The sequence below is a fragment of the Rhodovulum iodosum genome (assembly GCF_041020385.1).
Classification (GTDB): Bacteria; Pseudomonadota; Alphaproteobacteria; order Rhodobacterales; family Rhodobacteraceae; genus Rhodovulum; species Rhodovulum iodosum.
This window is the reverse complement of sequence record NZ_JBEHHI010000003.1, coordinates 110897-125974: the sequence shown is the minus strand read 5'-3', so window position 1 is coordinate 125974 and position 15078 is coordinate 110897. Positions and strand designations below refer to the sequence as shown.

The 15078-nt window shown below is 69.3% G+C and carries 15 protein-coding genes; 8 read left to right on the top strand and 7 right to left on the bottom strand.

Going from position 1 to position 15078, the window contains the following annotated elements; translation table 11 throughout:
- Nucleotides 1–103: 103 nt before the first annotated feature.
- Nucleotides 104–1021 (bottom strand): dihydrodipicolinate synthase family protein, encoded by a 918-nt coding sequence (locus Ga0609869_RS14680; RefSeq protein WP_125403920.1) that lies wholly within the window; start codon nucleotides 1019–1021, stop codon nucleotides 104–106.
- A gap of 138 nt (nucleotides 1022–1159) precedes the next feature.
- Here Ga0609869_RS14680 and ltnD point away from each other — a divergent pair, with 138 nt between their 5' ends.
- The 6 genes from ltnD to Ga0609869_RS14650 all read left to right on the top strand — a co-directional run bounded on the left by ltnD (nucleotide 1160) and on the right by Ga0609869_RS14650 (nucleotide 7030).
- Entirely contained in the window at nucleotides 1160–2062 is a 903-nt protein-coding gene (gene ltnD, locus Ga0609869_RS14675) for an L-threonate dehydrogenase (protein ID WP_125403919.1), read from the top strand.
- A 4-nt stretch (nucleotides 2063–2066) separates the two neighbouring features.
- Entirely contained in the window at nucleotides 2067–3335 is a 1269-nt protein-coding gene (gene otnK / locus Ga0609869_RS14670; RefSeq protein ID WP_125403918.1) for a 3-oxo-tetronate kinase, read from the top strand.
- The gene (gene otnC / locus Ga0609869_RS14665; protein ID WP_125403917.1) at nucleotides 3332–3982 is read left to right on the top strand and encodes a 3-oxo-tetronate 4-phosphate decarboxylase; all 651 of its coding nucleotides are present in this window, start codon (nucleotides 3332–3334) and stop codon (nucleotides 3980–3982) included. Before otnK ends, otnC begins: the two co-directional genes overlap by 4 nt.
- The gene (locus Ga0609869_RS14660) at nucleotides 3979–4740 is read left to right on the top strand and encodes a hydroxypyruvate isomerase family protein (RefSeq protein ID WP_125403916.1); all 762 of its coding nucleotides are present in this window, start codon (nucleotides 3979–3981) and stop codon (nucleotides 4738–4740) included. Before otnC ends, Ga0609869_RS14660 begins: the two co-directional genes overlap by 4 nt.
- 152 nt (nucleotides 4741–4892) lie before the next feature.
- A complete protein-coding gene (locus Ga0609869_RS14655; protein WP_125403915.1) occupies nucleotides 4893–6062 on the top strand; it encodes a pyridoxal phosphate-dependent aminotransferase in 1170 nt (389 codons plus the stop codon).
- Between the two features lie 20 nt (nucleotides 6063–6082).
- The gene (locus tag Ga0609869_RS14650; RefSeq protein WP_125403914.1) at nucleotides 6083–7030 is read left to right on the top strand and encodes a 2-hydroxyacid dehydrogenase; all 948 of its coding nucleotides are present in this window, start codon (nucleotides 6083–6085) and stop codon (nucleotides 7028–7030) included.
- Nucleotides 7031–7134: 104 nt separating this feature from the next.
- Here the strand turns inward: Ga0609869_RS14650 and denD are convergent, their stop codons facing one another.
- From denD to Ga0609869_RS14620, 6 genes are read right to left on the bottom strand one after another with little or no spacing between them, the layout of a single operon-like run.
- Complete coding sequence (gene denD / locus Ga0609869_RS14645) at nucleotides 7135–8094, bottom strand: D-erythronate dehydrogenase (protein ID WP_125403913.1); 960 nt, start codon at nucleotides 8092–8094, stop codon at nucleotides 7135–7137.
- Nucleotides 8091–8981: a sugar kinase gene (locus Ga0609869_RS14640; protein ID WP_125403912.1), complete on the bottom strand. Its 891-nt coding sequence runs from the start codon at nucleotides 8979–8981 to the stop codon at nucleotides 8091–8093. The genes denD and Ga0609869_RS14640 overlap by 4 nt, the downstream gene beginning before the upstream one ends.
- 32 nt (nucleotides 8982–9013) lie before the next feature.
- Complete coding sequence (locus tag Ga0609869_RS14635) at nucleotides 9014–10150, bottom strand: fumarylacetoacetate hydrolase family protein (RefSeq protein ID WP_125403911.1); 1137 nt, start codon at nucleotides 10148–10150, stop codon at nucleotides 9014–9016.
- A 15-nt stretch (nucleotides 10151–10165) separates the two neighbouring features.
- Entirely contained in the window at nucleotides 10166–11542 is a 1377-nt protein-coding gene (locus tag Ga0609869_RS14630) for an FAD-binding oxidoreductase (protein WP_125403910.1), read from the bottom strand.
- Nucleotides 11539–12138 carry a LysE family translocator gene (locus Ga0609869_RS14625; protein WP_125403909.1) on the bottom strand — a complete coding sequence of 200 codons (600 nt, stop codon included), beginning with the start codon at nucleotides 12136–12138 and terminating at the stop codon, nucleotides 11539–11541. The genes Ga0609869_RS14630 and Ga0609869_RS14625 overlap by 4 nt, the downstream gene beginning before the upstream one ends.
- Nucleotides 12138–13169 (bottom strand): L-idonate 5-dehydrogenase, encoded by a 1032-nt coding sequence (locus Ga0609869_RS14620; protein ID WP_125403908.1) that lies wholly within the window; start codon nucleotides 13167–13169, stop codon nucleotides 12138–12140. Before Ga0609869_RS14620 ends, Ga0609869_RS14625 begins: the two co-directional genes overlap by 1 nt.
- A 121-nt stretch (nucleotides 13170–13290) precedes the next feature.
- On the opposite strand from Ga0609869_RS14620, the gene Ga0609869_RS14615 reads away from it, so the two are divergent.
- The gene (locus Ga0609869_RS14615) at nucleotides 13291–14052 is read left to right on the top strand and encodes an SDR family oxidoreductase (RefSeq protein ID WP_125403907.1); all 762 of its coding nucleotides are present in this window, start codon (nucleotides 13291–13293) and stop codon (nucleotides 14050–14052) included.
- Between the two features lie 96 nt (nucleotides 14053–14148).
- Nucleotides 14149–15069, top strand: a complete 921-nt coding sequence (locus tag Ga0609869_RS14610; RefSeq protein WP_125403906.1) for an NAD(P)-dependent oxidoreductase — start codon at nucleotides 14149–14151, stop codon at nucleotides 15067–15069.
- Nucleotides 15070–15078 lie beyond the last annotated feature (9 nt).

The window sequence follows — 15078 nt, the reverse complement described above, 5'->3', positions numbered from 1 at the left end:
TGCCACTCGGACCAATGGCGCGACACGGGCCGTCGCTGGGGTATTTGAGCCAAGAAGAAGCGGGGGCGGGGGACGAGCGAGGAGGACGGCGCGCTGCGACCCGTCATGTCCCCCAGTGCAGCGCGATCAGGTCCCGCTCTCTGGCCATCTGCAACAGCCGGGTCCGCGTGCGCTCTGACATGGGCGTCAGCGGGTGGCGGACGTGGTCGGACCCGATCACGCCGCCTTCCTTCATCACCACCTTGGCCGCCCTCAGCCCGCATTGGCGGTTTTCGTGGTTGATCAGCGGCAGGCAGTCCTGCCAGTGGCGCAACGCCGCCGCATCGTTGCCGGCGCGGTGCTCGGTCAGGATTGGCTTGATCCGTTCGGGCTGCAGCGCCGAGGTCATCGTCCCGGTGCAGCCGGCATCGAGATCGGCCAAGAGCGTCACCGCCTCTTCGCCGTCGAAGGGGCCGACGATGTGTTCCGCCCCCTCGGCGATCAGCGCGGCCAGCTTGTCGGCGGCAAAGGGCGTTTCGATCTTGAAATAGCTCACATGCTCGATCTCGCGCGCCATCCGCACCAAGAGCGGCACCGGCAGCGACACGCCCGAAAGCGGCGCGTCCTGCACCATGATCGGGATGCCCGCGGCATCGGAGACAGCCGCGAAATGCTCGAAGATGCCTTGCGGCGAGGGCACCAGCCCGACGCCGTGATAAGGCGGCATCATCATCACCATCGCCGCGCCGAGCTCCGCCGCCTCGCGGCCCCGCGCCGCGGTCACGGCACTGGCGAAATGGCTGATCGTCACGATCACCGGCACGCGGCCTGCCACGTGTTCGAGGCAGAGCCGGGTGAGCATCGCGCGCTCTTCGTCCGACAGCAGGAACTGTTCGGAATAATTGGCCAGCACGCAGATCGCGTCGACCCCCTGGTCGATCATGCAATCGAGAACCCGGCGCATGCCGGGCCCGTCGACGCTGCCATCCTCGTGAAACGGGGTGGGGGCGACGGGGAGGATTCCGCTAAGCACGTCTTTCATGGTGTCTCCTGAATCGGGCAGGCTGGGGCCATCTTTTTTGGTATACCATTTCTCGGCCGCCATGCTACGACTCGATGCGGTCTGGACGGGAACCGGCGCGCAAGACGGCGGCCCGGCGGCGAACCAGGGAGGATGAGGATGACCGACGCAACCAAAGCGGCCGTGATCGGCCTGGGCTCGATGGGCTACGGCGTGGCCACGTCGCTGCTGCGCGCAGGCATCGACACGATGGGTGCCGATGTGAGCCCCGAGCCCTGCGCCCGTTTCCGCGAGGCGGGCGGCGGCGTGATCGAGGGGCCGGACGACTATGCCGGCCGCGACGTCGTGGTGGTGGTCGTGGTGAACGCGGCCCAGACCGAGGCGGTGCTGTTCGGCGAGGCCGGCATCGCCGCGCATCTCGACCCCGGCACGGTGATCGTCAGCTGCGCCACGGTGGCCCCCGATTTTGCCCGCCGGATGGAGGCGCGCTGCACCGAGGCGGGGCTTCTCTATCTCGATGCGCCGATCTCGGGCGGGCAGGTCCGCGCGGCCGACGGCTCGCTGGCGGTCATGGCTGCGGGCGCGCCCGCGGCCTTTGCCAAGGCGCGCCCGGTTCTCGACGCGATGGCGGCCACGGTATTCGCGCTGGGCGACGCGGCCGGGCCCGGCTCGGCGATGAAGGCGGTCAACCAGCTTTTGGTGGGGGTGCAGCTGGCGGCCATGGGCGAGGCGCTGACCTTCGGCATGACCCAGGGCGTCAGCCCCGAGCAGTTCCTAGAGGTCATTCCGAAATGCGCGGGCACCAGCTGGGTGCTGGAAAACCGCGCGCCGCATGTGGTGGCGGGCGATTACACCCCGCTCAGCGCTGTCGATATCTGGCTGAAGGACCTGGGCATCGTCTCCGACATCGCCCGCGCCTCGAAATTCAGCGCGCCGCTGGTCGCCGCCGCGCTTCAGCAATTCGTCGCCGCCTCGGGCACGGGGCTGGGGCAGCAGGACGACGCGGCGGTGACGAAGATCTATGCCCGCAACGCGGGGCTGACGCTGCCGGGCGAGGGGTAGCCCCATGGCCACGCTGCTGGGTGCCATCGCCGATGATTTTACCGGGGCGACCGACCTTGCCGGCCTGCTGGCGCGCAGCGGCGTGCCTGTCTCGCTGCGCATCGGGGTGCCCGATGGCCCGCCCCGCGACACGGCGCCGTTCGAGGTGATCGCCCTGAAATGCCGCACCGCGCCGGTGGCCGAGGCCGTCGCGTCCTGCCGCGCCGCGCTGGGCTGGCTGCGGCAAGCGGGCGCCGAGCGGTTTTTCTGGAAATACTGCTCGACCTTCGATTCCACGGACCAAGGCAATATCGGCCCGGTGGCCGAGGCCCTGATGCAGGACCTGGGCACCGCCCAGACCATCTATTGCCCGGCCTTCCCCGAGAACGGGCGGGCGATCTTCATGGGGTATCTCTTCGTCGGGCGCCAGCCCCTGGCCGAGAGCCCGATGAAGGATCACCCGCTGACGCCGATGCGCGACTCGAACCTGATGCGCCTGTTGCAGCCGCAGGTCACGCGGGCGGTCGGGCTGGCCGACCGGCTGACCGTGGCCAGGGGTGCCCCGGCGCTGAAGGCGGAACTGGCGCGGCTGGCGGACGAGGGCGTGGCCCATGTGGTGGTCGACGCGGTGGCCGACGACGACCTCGCGGTCATCGCCGAGGCCTGCCGCGACATGCCGCTGATGACCGGGGGCAGCGCGGTTGCGATGCCGCTGCCGGGGCTATTGATCCGCGCCGGGGCGCTTGCGCCCCCCGCCGCCCGCCCCGCGCCGGCCGCGCTTGGCCCCGGCGCCATCGTGCTGTCGGGCAGTTGCTCGGCCATGACCCGCGCGCAGGTCGCCCTTTACGCGCAGTCCGCGCCCAACTTCCGGCTGGACCCCGTCGGGCTGGCGCAAGAGGGGCCGGGCGCGGCGCTTGACTGGCTGGAAAAGCAATCCCTCGAGGCGGCGCCGCTGATCTACGCCACCGCGGACCCCGAAGAGGTGCGCGCGGCGCAAGAGACGCTGGGGACGGTGCGTGCGGGCGAGGTCGTCGAGGCGGCGCTCGCGCGGCTGGCGGTCGCTGCCCGCGACCGCGGCGCGCGGCGCTTCGTCGTGGCCGGCGGCGAAAGCTCGGGCGCGGTGACCCAGGCACTGGGGGTGACGCGCCTCGATATCGGGGCCGAGATCGCCCCCGGCGTGCCCTGGACTTATTGCGACAGCGCCGGGGCGCGGCTGGCGCTGGCGCTGAAATCGGGCAATTTCGGCGCCGAGACGTTTTTTGCCGACGCCCTGTCACGGCTGGAGGCGGAATGAGCGAGGAAACCCGCCTGCGCGAGCGGCTCTGCCTGCTGGCCAGGTCGCTCTTCGAGCGGGGGCTGACCCATGGCTCGACCGGCAACATCTCGGCGCGCACCGCCGACGGCGGTCTTCTGGTCTCGCCCACGGGCACCAGCTTCGGCCGGCTCGACCCGGGCCGCCTCAGCCGGTTCGACGCGTCGGGCGCCCATGTGGACGGCGACAAGCCCACCAAGGAGATGCCGCTGCACACCGCGTTTTACGACACGCGCAGCACGGCGGGCGCGGTGGTGCACCTGCATTCCCGCCACTCGGTCGCGTGGTCGATGATGCCCGAGGCGGACGAGGACGATTTCCTGCCCCCCTTCACCCCCTACGCCATCATGCAGCTCGGGCGGGTCAAGCTCTTGCCATTCTTTCTGCCTGGCGACCCGGCCATGGGCGAGGCCGTGCGCGGCCTTGCGGGCAAGCGCAGCGCGGTGATGCTGGCCAATCACGGGCCGGTGGTGGCCGGCCGCGACGTCGAGGCCGCCTGCAACGCGGTGGAAGAGATGGAGGCGACGGCCCGTCTGGCGCTGCTGACGCGCGGGGCCGGGGCGCGGGCCCTGTCCGACGACCAGGTTTCCGCCGTGGCAAAGAGATTCGACATCGAGTGGGACGGATGAAATTTTCCGCCAATCTGGGGTTTCTCTGGGCCGATCGGCCGTTGCCCGATGCCATCCGCGCGGCCGCGAAAGCGGGCTTTGACGCGGTCGAATGCCACTGGCCCTACGCCGTGCCCGCCGCCGAGGTGAAGGCCGCGCTGAACGAGACCGGCCTGCCCATGCTGGGGCTGAACACGGTGCGCGGCGACGTTGAGGCGGGGGAAAACGGTCTCGCGGCCTTGCCGGGGCGCGAGGCCGACGCGCGCGCGTCCATCGACGAGGCCATCGCCTATGGCCGCGACATCGGGGCCGGAAAGGTGCATGTCATGGCGGGCTTTGCCGAGGGGCCCGAGGCCGAGGCGGTGTTTCTCGCCAACCTGCGCCATGCCTGCGCCGCCGCCGCGCCCCACGGCATGTCGATCCTGATCGAGCCGCTCAACCGCTACGACGCGCCGGGCTATTTCCTGACCACCACCGACCAGGCGCGCGGGCTGATCGAGGCGGCGGGGGCACCGAACCTGAAGCTGATGTTCGACTGCTACCATGTGCAACTCATGGAGGGCGATCTGACCCACAGATTGCAGGCGCTCTTGCCGCTTATCGGCCATATCCAGTTTGCCTCGGTCCCCGACCGGGGCGCGCCCGACCATGGCGAGGTCAGCTTCGCCCATGTCTTCGAAGTGATCGAGGGGCTGGGCTGGATGGCGCCGCTGGGGGCGGAATACAAGCCCACCGGCCCAACGGACGACAGCCTGGGGTGGCTGGCGAGCTTTCGGTAAGAGCGCGCCGGTCCAGCCCTCCGCCCGGCGCCGGCGCCGGGCCACAGGCTTTCCGATGCCGGCCCCGAAACTCCCCGCTTTATCCCGCCCCCATTCTTGGTATACCAAATCCAAAAGCAGACCCGCCGCCAGACGCACGGGAGGGGGACACGATGCCGAACCTGCACTTCGCCGAAAGCCTGTCGCGGCTCGGCACCGAATCCGCCTTCGTCGTTCTTGCCCGCGCGCAAGCCCTGGCCGCGCAGGGCCGCGACATCATCAATCTCGGCATCGGCCAGCCCGATTTCAAAACGCCTGAGCATATCGTCGAGGCCGGCATCAAGGCGCTGCGCGACGGCCACCACGGCTATACGCCCGCCAACGGTATCCCCGCCCTGCGCGAGGCGGTGGCGGCCGACCTCAACCGCCGGCACGGGGTCGAGGTCAATCCCGACAACGTGGTCGTGGTGCCCGGCGGCAAGCCGACCATGTTTTTCGCGGTGCTGATGTTCGGCGAACCCGGGGCCGAGGTCATGTATCCCAACCCGGGTTTTCCGATTTACGAATCGGTCATCCGCTATTCCGGCGCCACGCCCGTGCCCATCGCCCTGCGCGAGGAAAACGGCTTTGCCTTTTCCGCCGAGGAGGTGCTGGGGCAGATCACCGATGCGACACGGCTGATCATCATCAATTCGCCCGCCAACCCCACCGGCGGCGTCACCCCGCGCGCGGAAATCGACAAGCTGGTCGAAGGGCTGGCGGCGCATCCGCAGGTGGCGCTGATGTCCGACGAGATCTATTCCAACATGCTTTACGACGGGCGAGAGCATGTCAGCCTCTTGCAGTATCCCGACATTCGGGACCGTCTCATCATGCTGGACGGCTGGTCCAAGACCTACGCCATGACCGGCTGGCGTCTGGGCTATGCGGTCTGGCCCGACGCGTGCGTCGACCACGTCACGCGGCTGTGCATCAACGACCATTCATGCGTGAACGCCGCTACGCAATATGCTGGAATCGCGGCCTTAAACGGCCCACAGGACGCGGTGCGCCAGATGGTGGCCCAGTTCGACGCCCGGCGCGCGGCGATCGTGCGCGAACTGAACGCGCTGCCCGGTGTGCGCTGCGCCGACGCGGCCGGCGCGTTCTATGCCTTTCCGAACATCGAGGGCACGGGGATGCGCGCGAAAGAGGCGCAGGACCGGTTTCTCGACGAGGCGGGCGTGGCCACCGTGGCGGGCACCTCCTTCGGTGCCTGGGGCGAGGGCTATCTGCGGTTTTCCTATGCCAACTCGACCGAGAATATCCTCGAAGCGCTGTCGCGCATTCGAAAGCTTCTCTAAACCGCTGAAAGGTATTTGAAATGGCAGATGCGATCCTTCTCACCTCAGGTGCCAGCCTCAACGCGGAAGAGCGCGGCCGGCTGGCCTCGGCCTATCCGTCGCTGCATGTCGACGGGCCCGACGCCATGGCCGGTCTCGACCCGGCCGCGCGCGACGGCATCCGCGCCATCGCCTTCAAGGGTCACGCGCAGATGTCGGGTGCCGAGATGGACCTCTTTCCCAATCTCGGGGTGATCGCCAATTACGGCGTGGGCTATGACGCCATCGACGTGGCCGCCGCCACCGAACGGGGGGTCAAGGTCACCAACACGCCGAACGTGCTCAACGACGACGTCGCCGATCTGGCCGTCGCCATGCTGATCGCCCAATGCCGCACCATGCGCAATGGCGAGGCCCATGTGCGCTCGGGCGCCTGGGCGCGGGAAGGTGAGATACCGCTCAACCGGAAGGTCACCGGCAACACCGCCGGGATCGTCGGCCTGGGCCGGATCGGGCGCGAGATCGCCGACCGGCTGGCGGCCTTCAAGATGGACATCCACTATCACGCCCGATCCGAAAAGCCGACGCCGGGCTGGACCTATCACGACGATGTCGTCGCGCTGGCCGAGGCGGTCGATTTCCTCTTCGTGGCACTGGTGGGCGGTCCCGCGACCGAGGGCTATGTCAGCCGCGCCGCCATCGAGGCGCTGGGGCCGCGCGGCGTGCTGATCAACATCTCGCGCGGCACCACGGTCGACGAGGGCGCGCTGCTGGACGCGCTGGAACAGGGCAAGATCGCCGGGGCGGGGCTCGACGTGTTCCTGAACGAGCCTGATATCGACCCGCGCTTCCTTGCGCTCGACAACGTGGTGCTTCAGCCGCACCAGGGCTCGGGCTCGGTCGAGACGCGCCGGGCGATGGCCGTGCTCCAGCTCGACAACATCCGGGCGTTCCTCGACGGGCGGGAACTGCTGACGCCGGTCAACTGACGGGGCGCGCCCTCCGCCTCGTCCCGGCCTGCCTGGTTCTTCTGGCTAAAAATATCCCGGGGGTCCGGGGGCAGGGCCCCCGGCGGTCCGGCTTGCAGGTCAGCTCAGCCCAGATCGTCCTCGAGGAAATACCGGATATTGTCCTCGAAGCTTGCATCGGCCTCCAGCCCCAGCCGCTCGGCCTTGTCGGCGTGGATCTCCATGCGCCACCCCTTCAGGATAGGCTCCAGTTCCGGCTGCTTCTCCCAGGTGATCAGCTTGGCGGGTTCGGGCCCGGCCACGGCGGTCATGGCCTCGATCATCTGGGCAATCGTCCAGACCCGGCCGGGCATCGGCATGCAGCGGTTCAGGCCCAGGTCCTCGGCGCGCAGCTCGGCCCCCTTGACGAGGTTTTCGACGCATTTGCGTGGGCTCAGGTAGTAGTGGTTGAAATCGGGGTCCACCGGGCAATTGGCGTTTTGCCCCTGCAGCGGCTCACGAAAGATCGACGACATGAAGGCCGAGGCCGCGCGGTTCGGCTTGCCCGGCCGGACCGAGATCGTGGGCAGGCGGAACCCGCGCCCGTCGATCAGCCCGCGGCGCGAGAAATCGTTGACCAGCAACTCGCCGATGGCCTTTTGCGCGCCGTAGGAGGTTTGCGGGTTGAGGGCGGTGAAATCGGTATAGGGCTGGGGCACCTCGCCGCCGTTGACGGCGATTGACGAGGTGAAGACCAGCACCGGTTTGGAGCCCAGTTCGCGGCAGCGTTGCAGCACGTTGAGCGTGCCCATCATGTTGATCCTCAGCCCCGCGTCGAGGTCTTCCTCGGCATGGGCCGAAACGATGGCGGCCAGCAGGTAGATCACGTCGGTGTCGGCGTCGACAGCGGCGGCGACCGAGGCCGGGTCGGCGATGTCGCATCGCGCGGTCTCCAGCTTGAAGGGCGCCTCGAAGAGCGGCGGGTCGACCACGTCCGCCAGGACCAGGGTATCGATCGGCACGCCCCTCAGCGTGCCGCGCGCGGCCAGCGCCTTGCCCAGTTTTTGCCCGACAAGCCCGCCGCCCCCGATGATCAGAACCTTCATGACGTTCCTCCCTTTTCAAAGATTTCAGGTGCCAGCGCGCCGCGCCGTTGCACCACTTGCGCGGCCAGTGCCGTTGCGCGGGCGGCCGCGTCCTGCACCGCGGCGCCCTCGGCGCGGGCTGCCAGAAACGCGGCCGCAAAGCTGTCGCCGGCCGCCGTGCTGTCGACGATGCGCGCCACTTCGGGCGGGTCGGCCGAAAACGCGCCCTCGTCGGCCGACCAGACATGGCAGGTCTCGGCCCCGTTCTTGACCGCCACCGTCGAGGCCCCCGCGGCGCGGTAGCGCGCGATGGTATCCTGGGCCGTCGCATCGCCGAAGGCCAGCGCCTCTTCGTCGAGCGAGGGCAGCACCGTGTCGGCCACCGCCGCGCCTTGCATCAGCCCGTCGCGCATCGCCTCGGCCCCGGGCCAGAGGCGCGGGCGCAGGTTGGTATCGAAGGCGATGTGGCTGCCCGCCGCGCGCGCCCGGGCCAGCGCGGCGCAAAAGGCCTGGCGCGCCGGCGCGCTGAGGATGGCCAGCGTGATCCCCGAGAAATGCACGATATCCACCCCCGCCAGCGCCGCGCCCAGCGCGCCGGTGTCATCGGCCAGCGTCTTTGCCGCCGACTGCCCGCGCCAGTAGGAAAAGCTGCGCTCGCCGCGCTTGAGCTGGATCATGTAAAGCCCCACGGTGCGGTCCGGCACCCGGCGCACGGCCGCCGTGTCGATGCCCTCGCGCGCCATGAAGGCGGCCATGTCGTCGGACACGGCATCGGTGCCGATGGCGGTGAAATAGCCGACCTGCCAGTCGGCGGGCAGCACGCGGCGCGCGTACCACGCGGTGTTGAACGTGTCCCCGGCAAACCCCATGGCGAAAAGCCCGCCATCGGCGGGGGCCATCTCGACCATGATCTCGCCGATGGAAAGGAACCGCCCGCCCGTCACAACAGCCCCCGCCCCGCGAGGTTGCGCATCAGCGCGGCGGTGCCGAACTCCCATGGCGGGCACTCGGTCGAGAGCCGCACGATGTTGCGCAGGCTGCCGAGCTTGGGCTCGGAAATCGTGACCGAATCGCCCAGCTTGTGGGTAAAGCCCTGGCCCGGGGTGCCGCGGTCCTGAATGGGCGCGAAGAGAGTGCCCAGAAACAGCATGAACCCGTCGGGGTACTGGTGGTGGCGGCCGATGGTCTGGGCCACGATGTCGGCGGGGCGGCGGCTGATCTTCGTCATCGAGGAATGGCCGTCCAGCACGAAGCCGTCCTCGCCCTCGACCTTCAGCGTCAACTCGGCCCGGTCCACGTCGGCCATGCCGTAGCCTGCGTCGAAGATGCGCAGGAACGGCCCGATGGCGCAGGAGGCGTTGTTGTCCTTGGCCTTGCCCAGAAGCAGCGCCGAACGCCCCTCGACGTCGCGCAGGTTCACGTCGTTGCCGAGGCTCGCCCCCAGGATCTCGCCCCGGCTGTTCACCGCCAGCACGATCTCGGGCTCGGGGTTGTTCCAGGTCGACATCGGGTGCAGGCCCACCTCGGCGCCCCAGCCGACCGAGGCCATGGGCTGGCATTTGGTGAAGACCTCGGCATCGGGGCCGATGCCGACCTCCAGATAGGCCGACCACAGTCCCTCGGCCTGCAGCACGCGCTTGACCTCCATCGCCTTGTCGGACCCCGGCGCGATGCCCGACAGGCTGTCGCCGATGGCTGCCTGCACCTTCTTGCGGATCGCGTCGGCCCGGTCGGGGTCGCCGGCGGCCTGTTCCTCGATCACCCGTTCCACCATGCTTTCGGCAAAGGTCACGCCCGAGGCCTTGACCGCCTGCAAATCGCACGGCGCCAGCAGGCGCGGCGCGCCGTCGGCGCCGCCGGTCACATCGCCCAGCGTGGCAAAGGGAGTGCCGTCAGCGCCGCGCAGCCGGGCCGGCAGGTCGTCCTGCTCCAGCAGGTCGCGCAGGGTCGGCCACTCGGGCGAGGTGATGTCGATCAGCGTCTCGCCGCGCAGCAGCACCAGCGCGGGCCCGATGCCGGGCCGCCAGACGCGGCCCACCAGCAGGGCCTCGGGATCGGGGTTGGAAAGCGGCAGCATGGCGGGCCTCCTTTCTCAGGCGTCGTCGGGCAAGAGCTTGCCGGGGTTGAGGATGCCGCCGGGGTCGAAGGCGGTCTTGATCCGGCGCATGAAGGCCAGGGCCTGCCCATGTTCGCCCGCCATCTGCGCCTGCTTTCCGATGCCGATCCCGTGCTCGCCGCTGACCGTGCCGCCCAGGCGCAGCGCGGTCTGGGCCAGCTTGTCGGTGTAGGCCTTGGCCCGGGCCATTTCGCCCGCATCGGTCGGGTCGATGCTGAGCCCGGCATGGAAATTCCCGTCGCCGACATGGCCGACGATGGTGCAGGTCAGCCCCATCTCGGCGGCGGCCTCCTGCGCCTCGACCACCGCTTCGGCCAGGTGCGAGATCGGCACGCAGACATCGGTGGGCCACAAATGCTTGCCCCCGCCCAGCGCGGCCGAGGCGTAATGGGCCTTGTGGCGCATCGCCCAAAGCGCGGTGCGGTCCTCGGGCCTGGTGGCGGTGGCGAACGCCTCGGCGCCGAAATCCTCGGCGATGGTGCGGAAGCTTTCCATCTGCTCGGCCACGCCGGCGGGCGTGCCGTGGAATTCGAGGAAAAGATGGGGTTTTTCAGGCAGCCCGGCATCGGCGTAGCGGTTGAAGCCCTTCACCATCATCTCGTCCAGCAATTCGATCCGCGCCATGGGCAGGCCCGACTGGATGGTCAGGATCACGCAATTCACCGCGTCCTCGACCGTGTCGAACCGGCAGGTCGCGGCGGCCACCGCCTCGGGGATGCCGTGGAGCCTGACCGTCAGCTCGGTGATGATGCCCAGCGTCCCCTCAGAGCCGACCAGCAAGTGGGTCAGATCGTAGCCTGTCGAGGATTTGCGCGCCTTCGTACCGGTCCGCACGATCGTGCCGTCGGCCATCACCGCCTCGAGCGCGAGGACGTTCTCGCGCATGGTGCCGTAGCGCACGGCGGTTGTTCCGCTCGCCCGCGTGGCGGCCATGCCGCCCATCGAGGCATCGGCGCCCGGATCGACCGAGAAGAACAGGCCCGTCGCGCGCAGCTCTTCGTTCAGGGCCGTGCGCGTGAGACCGGGCTGGACCACCGCGTTCATATCCTCGGCATTCACCGCCAGCACCCGGTTCATCCGGCCCATGTCGAGGCTGATTCCGCCGCGGATCGCAAGGTGCTGGCCTTCCAGCGAACTGGCCGCCCCGTAGGCGGTGACCGGGCAGCCGCGGGCGGCGCAGATCTTCACGATCTCCGACACCTCCGGCGTCGTCTCCGGATAGGCCACCGCCTCGGGCGGGGTGTCGGGATAGTAGGTTTCGTTCTGGCCGTGCAGGGCGAGGTCGGCCCGCCCCGTCGACAGGCGCTCGCCCAGCAGGGCGGAAAGCGCGGCAAGGGCGGCGTCGTGGGTCATGTCTGGCTCAGCCCTGCAAGGATGGCGAGCACGACGACGGCCAGCATCGAGGCCGCCATCATGTAGTTGATCCGCCGATGGGCGGTTTCCGACAGGTTGAGCCGGTGCAGCGTGGCGCCGGCGTATAGCCAGCCCAGGTGGATCGGGATCCAGATCGTGTTGACGATCACGAGCTTTGCCACGGTCTCGAAAACCAGGTTGTCGGGGGCGAAGGGAAAGCCCGCGAAAAGCGTGGTGTTGACCGCGTAGGCCTTGGGATTGATCGCCTGCAACAGCACGCCCGCGGCGATGCCCGGCGCGGCCTTGGCCTCGATGAAGGCGATCTTGGAGCCCGCGAAGGCGATCTTGGCCGCGAGATAGAGCAAGTAGGCCGTCGAGACCGCCATCAGCACGACACGGATCGCGGGCACCGACAGCACCACGGCAGCCACCCCCGAGATCACCGCGAGCGCCACAAGGTTGGTGCCGATGAAGAGGCCCAGCACATAAGGCAGGCTGGCGCGGAACCCGTAGGCCGCGCCGAATCCCGCGGTCGACAGCACCCCGGGCCCCGGCGTGATGATCAGGAAGAAGACCGCCGCGGCGAAGGTCAGCATCAGGCGAACTCCAGCTGCACTTTCATCGCGCGCGAGCGGTCGGCCGCGGTCTCGAAAGCGGTCTGGTACTCGGCCAGCGGGAACGAATGGGTCAAGAGCGGGCGCACGTCGATCAGCCGCTTTTGCATCATCGCCACGGCGGTGGCGAATTCCTCGTGAAAGCGGAACGAGCCTGTCACCGACAGCTCCTTGGCGGTGATCTGCATCATCGGCACCGCCATGTCGCCGGACAGGCCCAGCTGCACGACCCGGCCCCGCGGGCGCAGCGCCGCGATGCCGGCGCGCAGCGCCGCATCGGCGCCGGAGCATTCGAAGAGCACGTCGAGGCTGCCCTTGGCCTCGGAATAGGGGGCCAGCGCCTCGGGGGCGGCGGCGGTGTTCAGCACGCGGTCGGCGCCGGCCTTGCGGGCGAAGGCCAGCCCGTTCTCGGCGATGTCGGTGGCGATGATTTCCTGCGCTCCCGCGCGGCGCGCGGCGAGGATCGCCAAAACGCCGATGGGCCCGCAGCCGGTGACCAGCACGCGCGCGCCCACCAGGCCGCCCGCCTGGCGCACCGCGTGCAGAACCACCGAAAGCGGCTCGGCCATGGCGGCCTCGGCCGGGGTCAGCCCGTCGGCCTTGACGCATTGGCCGGCCTCCGCGACCAGCGCCTCGCGGAACGCGCCCTGGATATGGGGAAACGGCATCGCCGAGCCGTAAAAGCGCATGTTCAGGCATTGGTTGGGCAGCCCGCGCAGGCATTCGCTGCAGGCGCCGCAGGGGCGCGAGGGCGAGACGGCGACCAGATCGCCCTGGGCCAGACCGGTGACGCCGTCGCCCAGCGCCTCGACATGGCCGGCGACCTCGTGGCCCAGGATCATCGGCTCTTTCAGGCGCACCGCGCCGAACCCGCCATGCAGGAAATAGTGCAAATCCGACCCGCAGATGCCGCCGCGGGCCAGCCGCAGGCGCACCTCGCCCGGCCCCGGCGCGGGGGCGTCGCAGTCGGCCAGGCGCAACTCGCGCGCGGCGTCGGCATAAAGCGCTTTCATCGGCTGGACCTCCCTGGGGTGGCGGGTTGCAACGCCGCCAAAATGGTATACCATTTTCGGCCATGAAGGCCGCTTGGGGGGGTGTTGTCAACCTTTCCGGCCAAGGCCCGGGGGAGGCGCTATGCAATTGTTCGACCTGAGCGGCCAGCGGGCCCTCGTGACGGGCTCGTCTATGGGAATCGGCCTGGCGCTGGCGCGCGGGCTGGCCGGGGCCGGGGCGGCGGTGGTGCTGAACGCGCGCAACGCCGAGCGGCTGGAGGCCGCGGCGGCAACGCTGCGCGACGAAGGCGCGGCCGTCGAGACACTGGAGTTCGACGTGACGGATGCGGGCGCGGTGCGCGCGGCCGTCGACGGGTTCGAGACGGCGCAGGGGCCGATCGACATCCTGGTGAACAACGCCGGGATGCAGCACCGCTCGCCGCTGGAGGATTTCCCGGTCGAGGCGTTCGACCGGCTGATGCGCACCAATGTCAACTCGGCCTTCTATGTCGGCCAGGCGGTCGCGCGGCACATGATCGGGCGCGGTGCGGGGCGCATCATCAACATCGCCAGCGTGCAAACCGCGCTCGCGCGCCCCGGCATCGCGCCCTACACCGCCTCGAAGGGGGCGATTGCCAACCTGACCAAGGGCATGGCGACGGATTGGGCGCGGCACGGGCTGAACTGCAACGCCATCGCACCGGGCTATTTCGACACGCCGCTCAACGCCGCGCTGGTCGCCGACCCGGATTTTTGCGCCTGGCTGGAAAAGCGCACGCCGGCGGGGCGCTGGGGCCGGGTAGAGGAGTTGGTCGGCGCCTGCGTGTTCCTCGCCGCGCCGGCGTCGAGCTTTGTCAACGGTCACACGCTGTTCGTCGACGGGGGGATCACGGCGAGCCTGTGAAGAGGGGCCGCCGCGCGGCGCTCGCGGGCGAGGCCCGCATCGCCCCGCCCGCCGTCCCGCACGGCGCGAAACCAGAACCGAGGGAGGAAAGAGGACATGAGCGACAAACCGGTCATCGGCTTTATCGGCGTCGGCCTGATGGGCCACGGCATGGCCAAGAACATCCTTGAGGGCGGCTATCCGCTGGTCATCAAGGGGCATCGCAACCGGGTGCCGGTGGACAGCCTGGTGGGGATGGGCGCGACCGAGGCCGCGAGCCCGCGCGAGATGGCCGAGGGATGCGATGTCATCCACCTGTGCCTGTCGAACTCGCCCCAGGTCGAGGCGGTGATCCGGGGCGAGGACGGCATCCTGGCGGGCGCGCGGGAGGGGCTGGTTGTGATCGACACCACCACGGCCGACCCGACCTCGACCCTGGCGCTGGCCGACGAGCTGGCGGAAAAAGGCGCGGCCATGGTCGACGCACCGCTGGGCCGCACCCCGAAAGAGGCCGAGGCGGGCATGCTGGACGCGATGGTGGGCGCAGACGAGGATGTGTTGCAGCGCATCCGCCCGGTGATCGACTGCTGGGCCGGGTCGGTTTCCCACATGGGCCCGGTCGGCACCGGGCATAAGATGAAGCTCTTGATGAACTTCATCTCGATGAGCTACGGCGCGCTCTATTCCGAGGCCACGGTGCTGGCCGCCAAGGTGGGCATCTCGCCCGCCCAATTCCGCGAGGTGATCGCGCCCAGCCGCATGGGCTGCGGGTTTTTCGACACCTTCATGAATTACGTGGTCGACCGAAACCGCGACGCCCACAAGTTCGCCATCGCCAACGCCTCGAAAGACCTGCGCTATGTCAACGCCATGGCGACCGAGGCGGGCGTGGTCAACGTGATGGCCGCGGCGGCGCGGCATTACTACACCCATGCCGAGGCGATCGGGGCGGGCCAGGATTACGTGCCGATGCTGTCGGACCATGTGGGCCGGCTGAACGGGCTCGACATGGACGAGGTGACCAAGACGGGCGGCTGAGGCGCCTGT

Excerpts from the sequence above, each read along its gene's own strand:
- Ga0609869_RS14680 (WP_125403920.1), bottom strand. The coding sequence starts at position 1,021 with ATGAAAGACGTGCTTAGCGGAATCCTCCCCGTCGCCCCCACCCCGTTT.
- ltnD (WP_125403919.1), top strand. The coding sequence starts at position 1,160 with ATGACCGACGCAACCAAAGCGGCCGTGATCGGCCTGGGCTCGATGGGC.
- otnK (WP_125403918.1), top strand. The coding sequence starts at position 2,067 with ATGGCCACGCTGCTGGGTGCCATCGCCGATGATTTTACCGGGGCGACC.
- otnC (WP_125403917.1), top strand. The coding sequence starts at position 3,332 with ATGAGCGAGGAAACCCGCCTGCGCGAGCGGCTCTGCCTGCTGGCCAGG.
- Ga0609869_RS14660 (WP_125403916.1), top strand. The coding sequence starts at position 3,979 with ATGAAATTTTCCGCCAATCTGGGGTTTCTCTGGGCCGATCGGCCGTTG.
- Ga0609869_RS14655 (WP_125403915.1), top strand. The coding sequence starts at position 4,893 with ATGCCGAACCTGCACTTCGCCGAAAGCCTGTCGCGGCTCGGCACCGAA.
- Ga0609869_RS14650 (WP_125403914.1), top strand. The coding sequence starts at position 6,083 with ATGGCAGATGCGATCCTTCTCACCTCAGGTGCCAGCCTCAACGCGGAA.
- denD (WP_125403913.1), bottom strand. The coding sequence starts at position 8,094 with ATGAAGGTTCTGATCATCGGGGGCGGCGGGCTTGTCGGGCAAAAACTG.
- Ga0609869_RS14640 (WP_125403912.1), bottom strand. The coding sequence starts at position 8,981 with ATGGTCGAGATGGCCCCCGCCGATGGCGGGCTTTTCGCCATGGGGTTT.
- Ga0609869_RS14635 (WP_125403911.1), bottom strand. The coding sequence starts at position 10,150 with ATGCTGCCGCTTTCCAACCCCGATCCCGAGGCCCTGCTGGTGGGCCGC.
- Ga0609869_RS14630 (WP_125403910.1), bottom strand. The coding sequence starts at position 11,542 with ATGACCCACGACGCCGCCCTTGCCGCGCTTTCCGCCCTGCTGGGCGAG.
- Ga0609869_RS14625 (WP_125403909.1), bottom strand. The coding sequence starts at position 12,138 with ATGCTGACCTTCGCCGCGGCGGTCTTCTTCCTGATCATCACGCCGGGG.
- Ga0609869_RS14620 (WP_125403908.1), bottom strand. The coding sequence starts at position 13,169 with ATGAAAGCGCTTTATGCCGACGCCGCGCGCGAGTTGCGCCTGGCCGAC.
- Ga0609869_RS14615 (WP_125403907.1), top strand. The coding sequence starts at position 13,291 with ATGCAATTGTTCGACCTGAGCGGCCAGCGGGCCCTCGTGACGGGCTCG.
- Ga0609869_RS14610 (WP_125403906.1), top strand. The coding sequence starts at position 14,149 with ATGAGCGACAAACCGGTCATCGGCTTTATCGGCGTCGGCCTGATGGGC.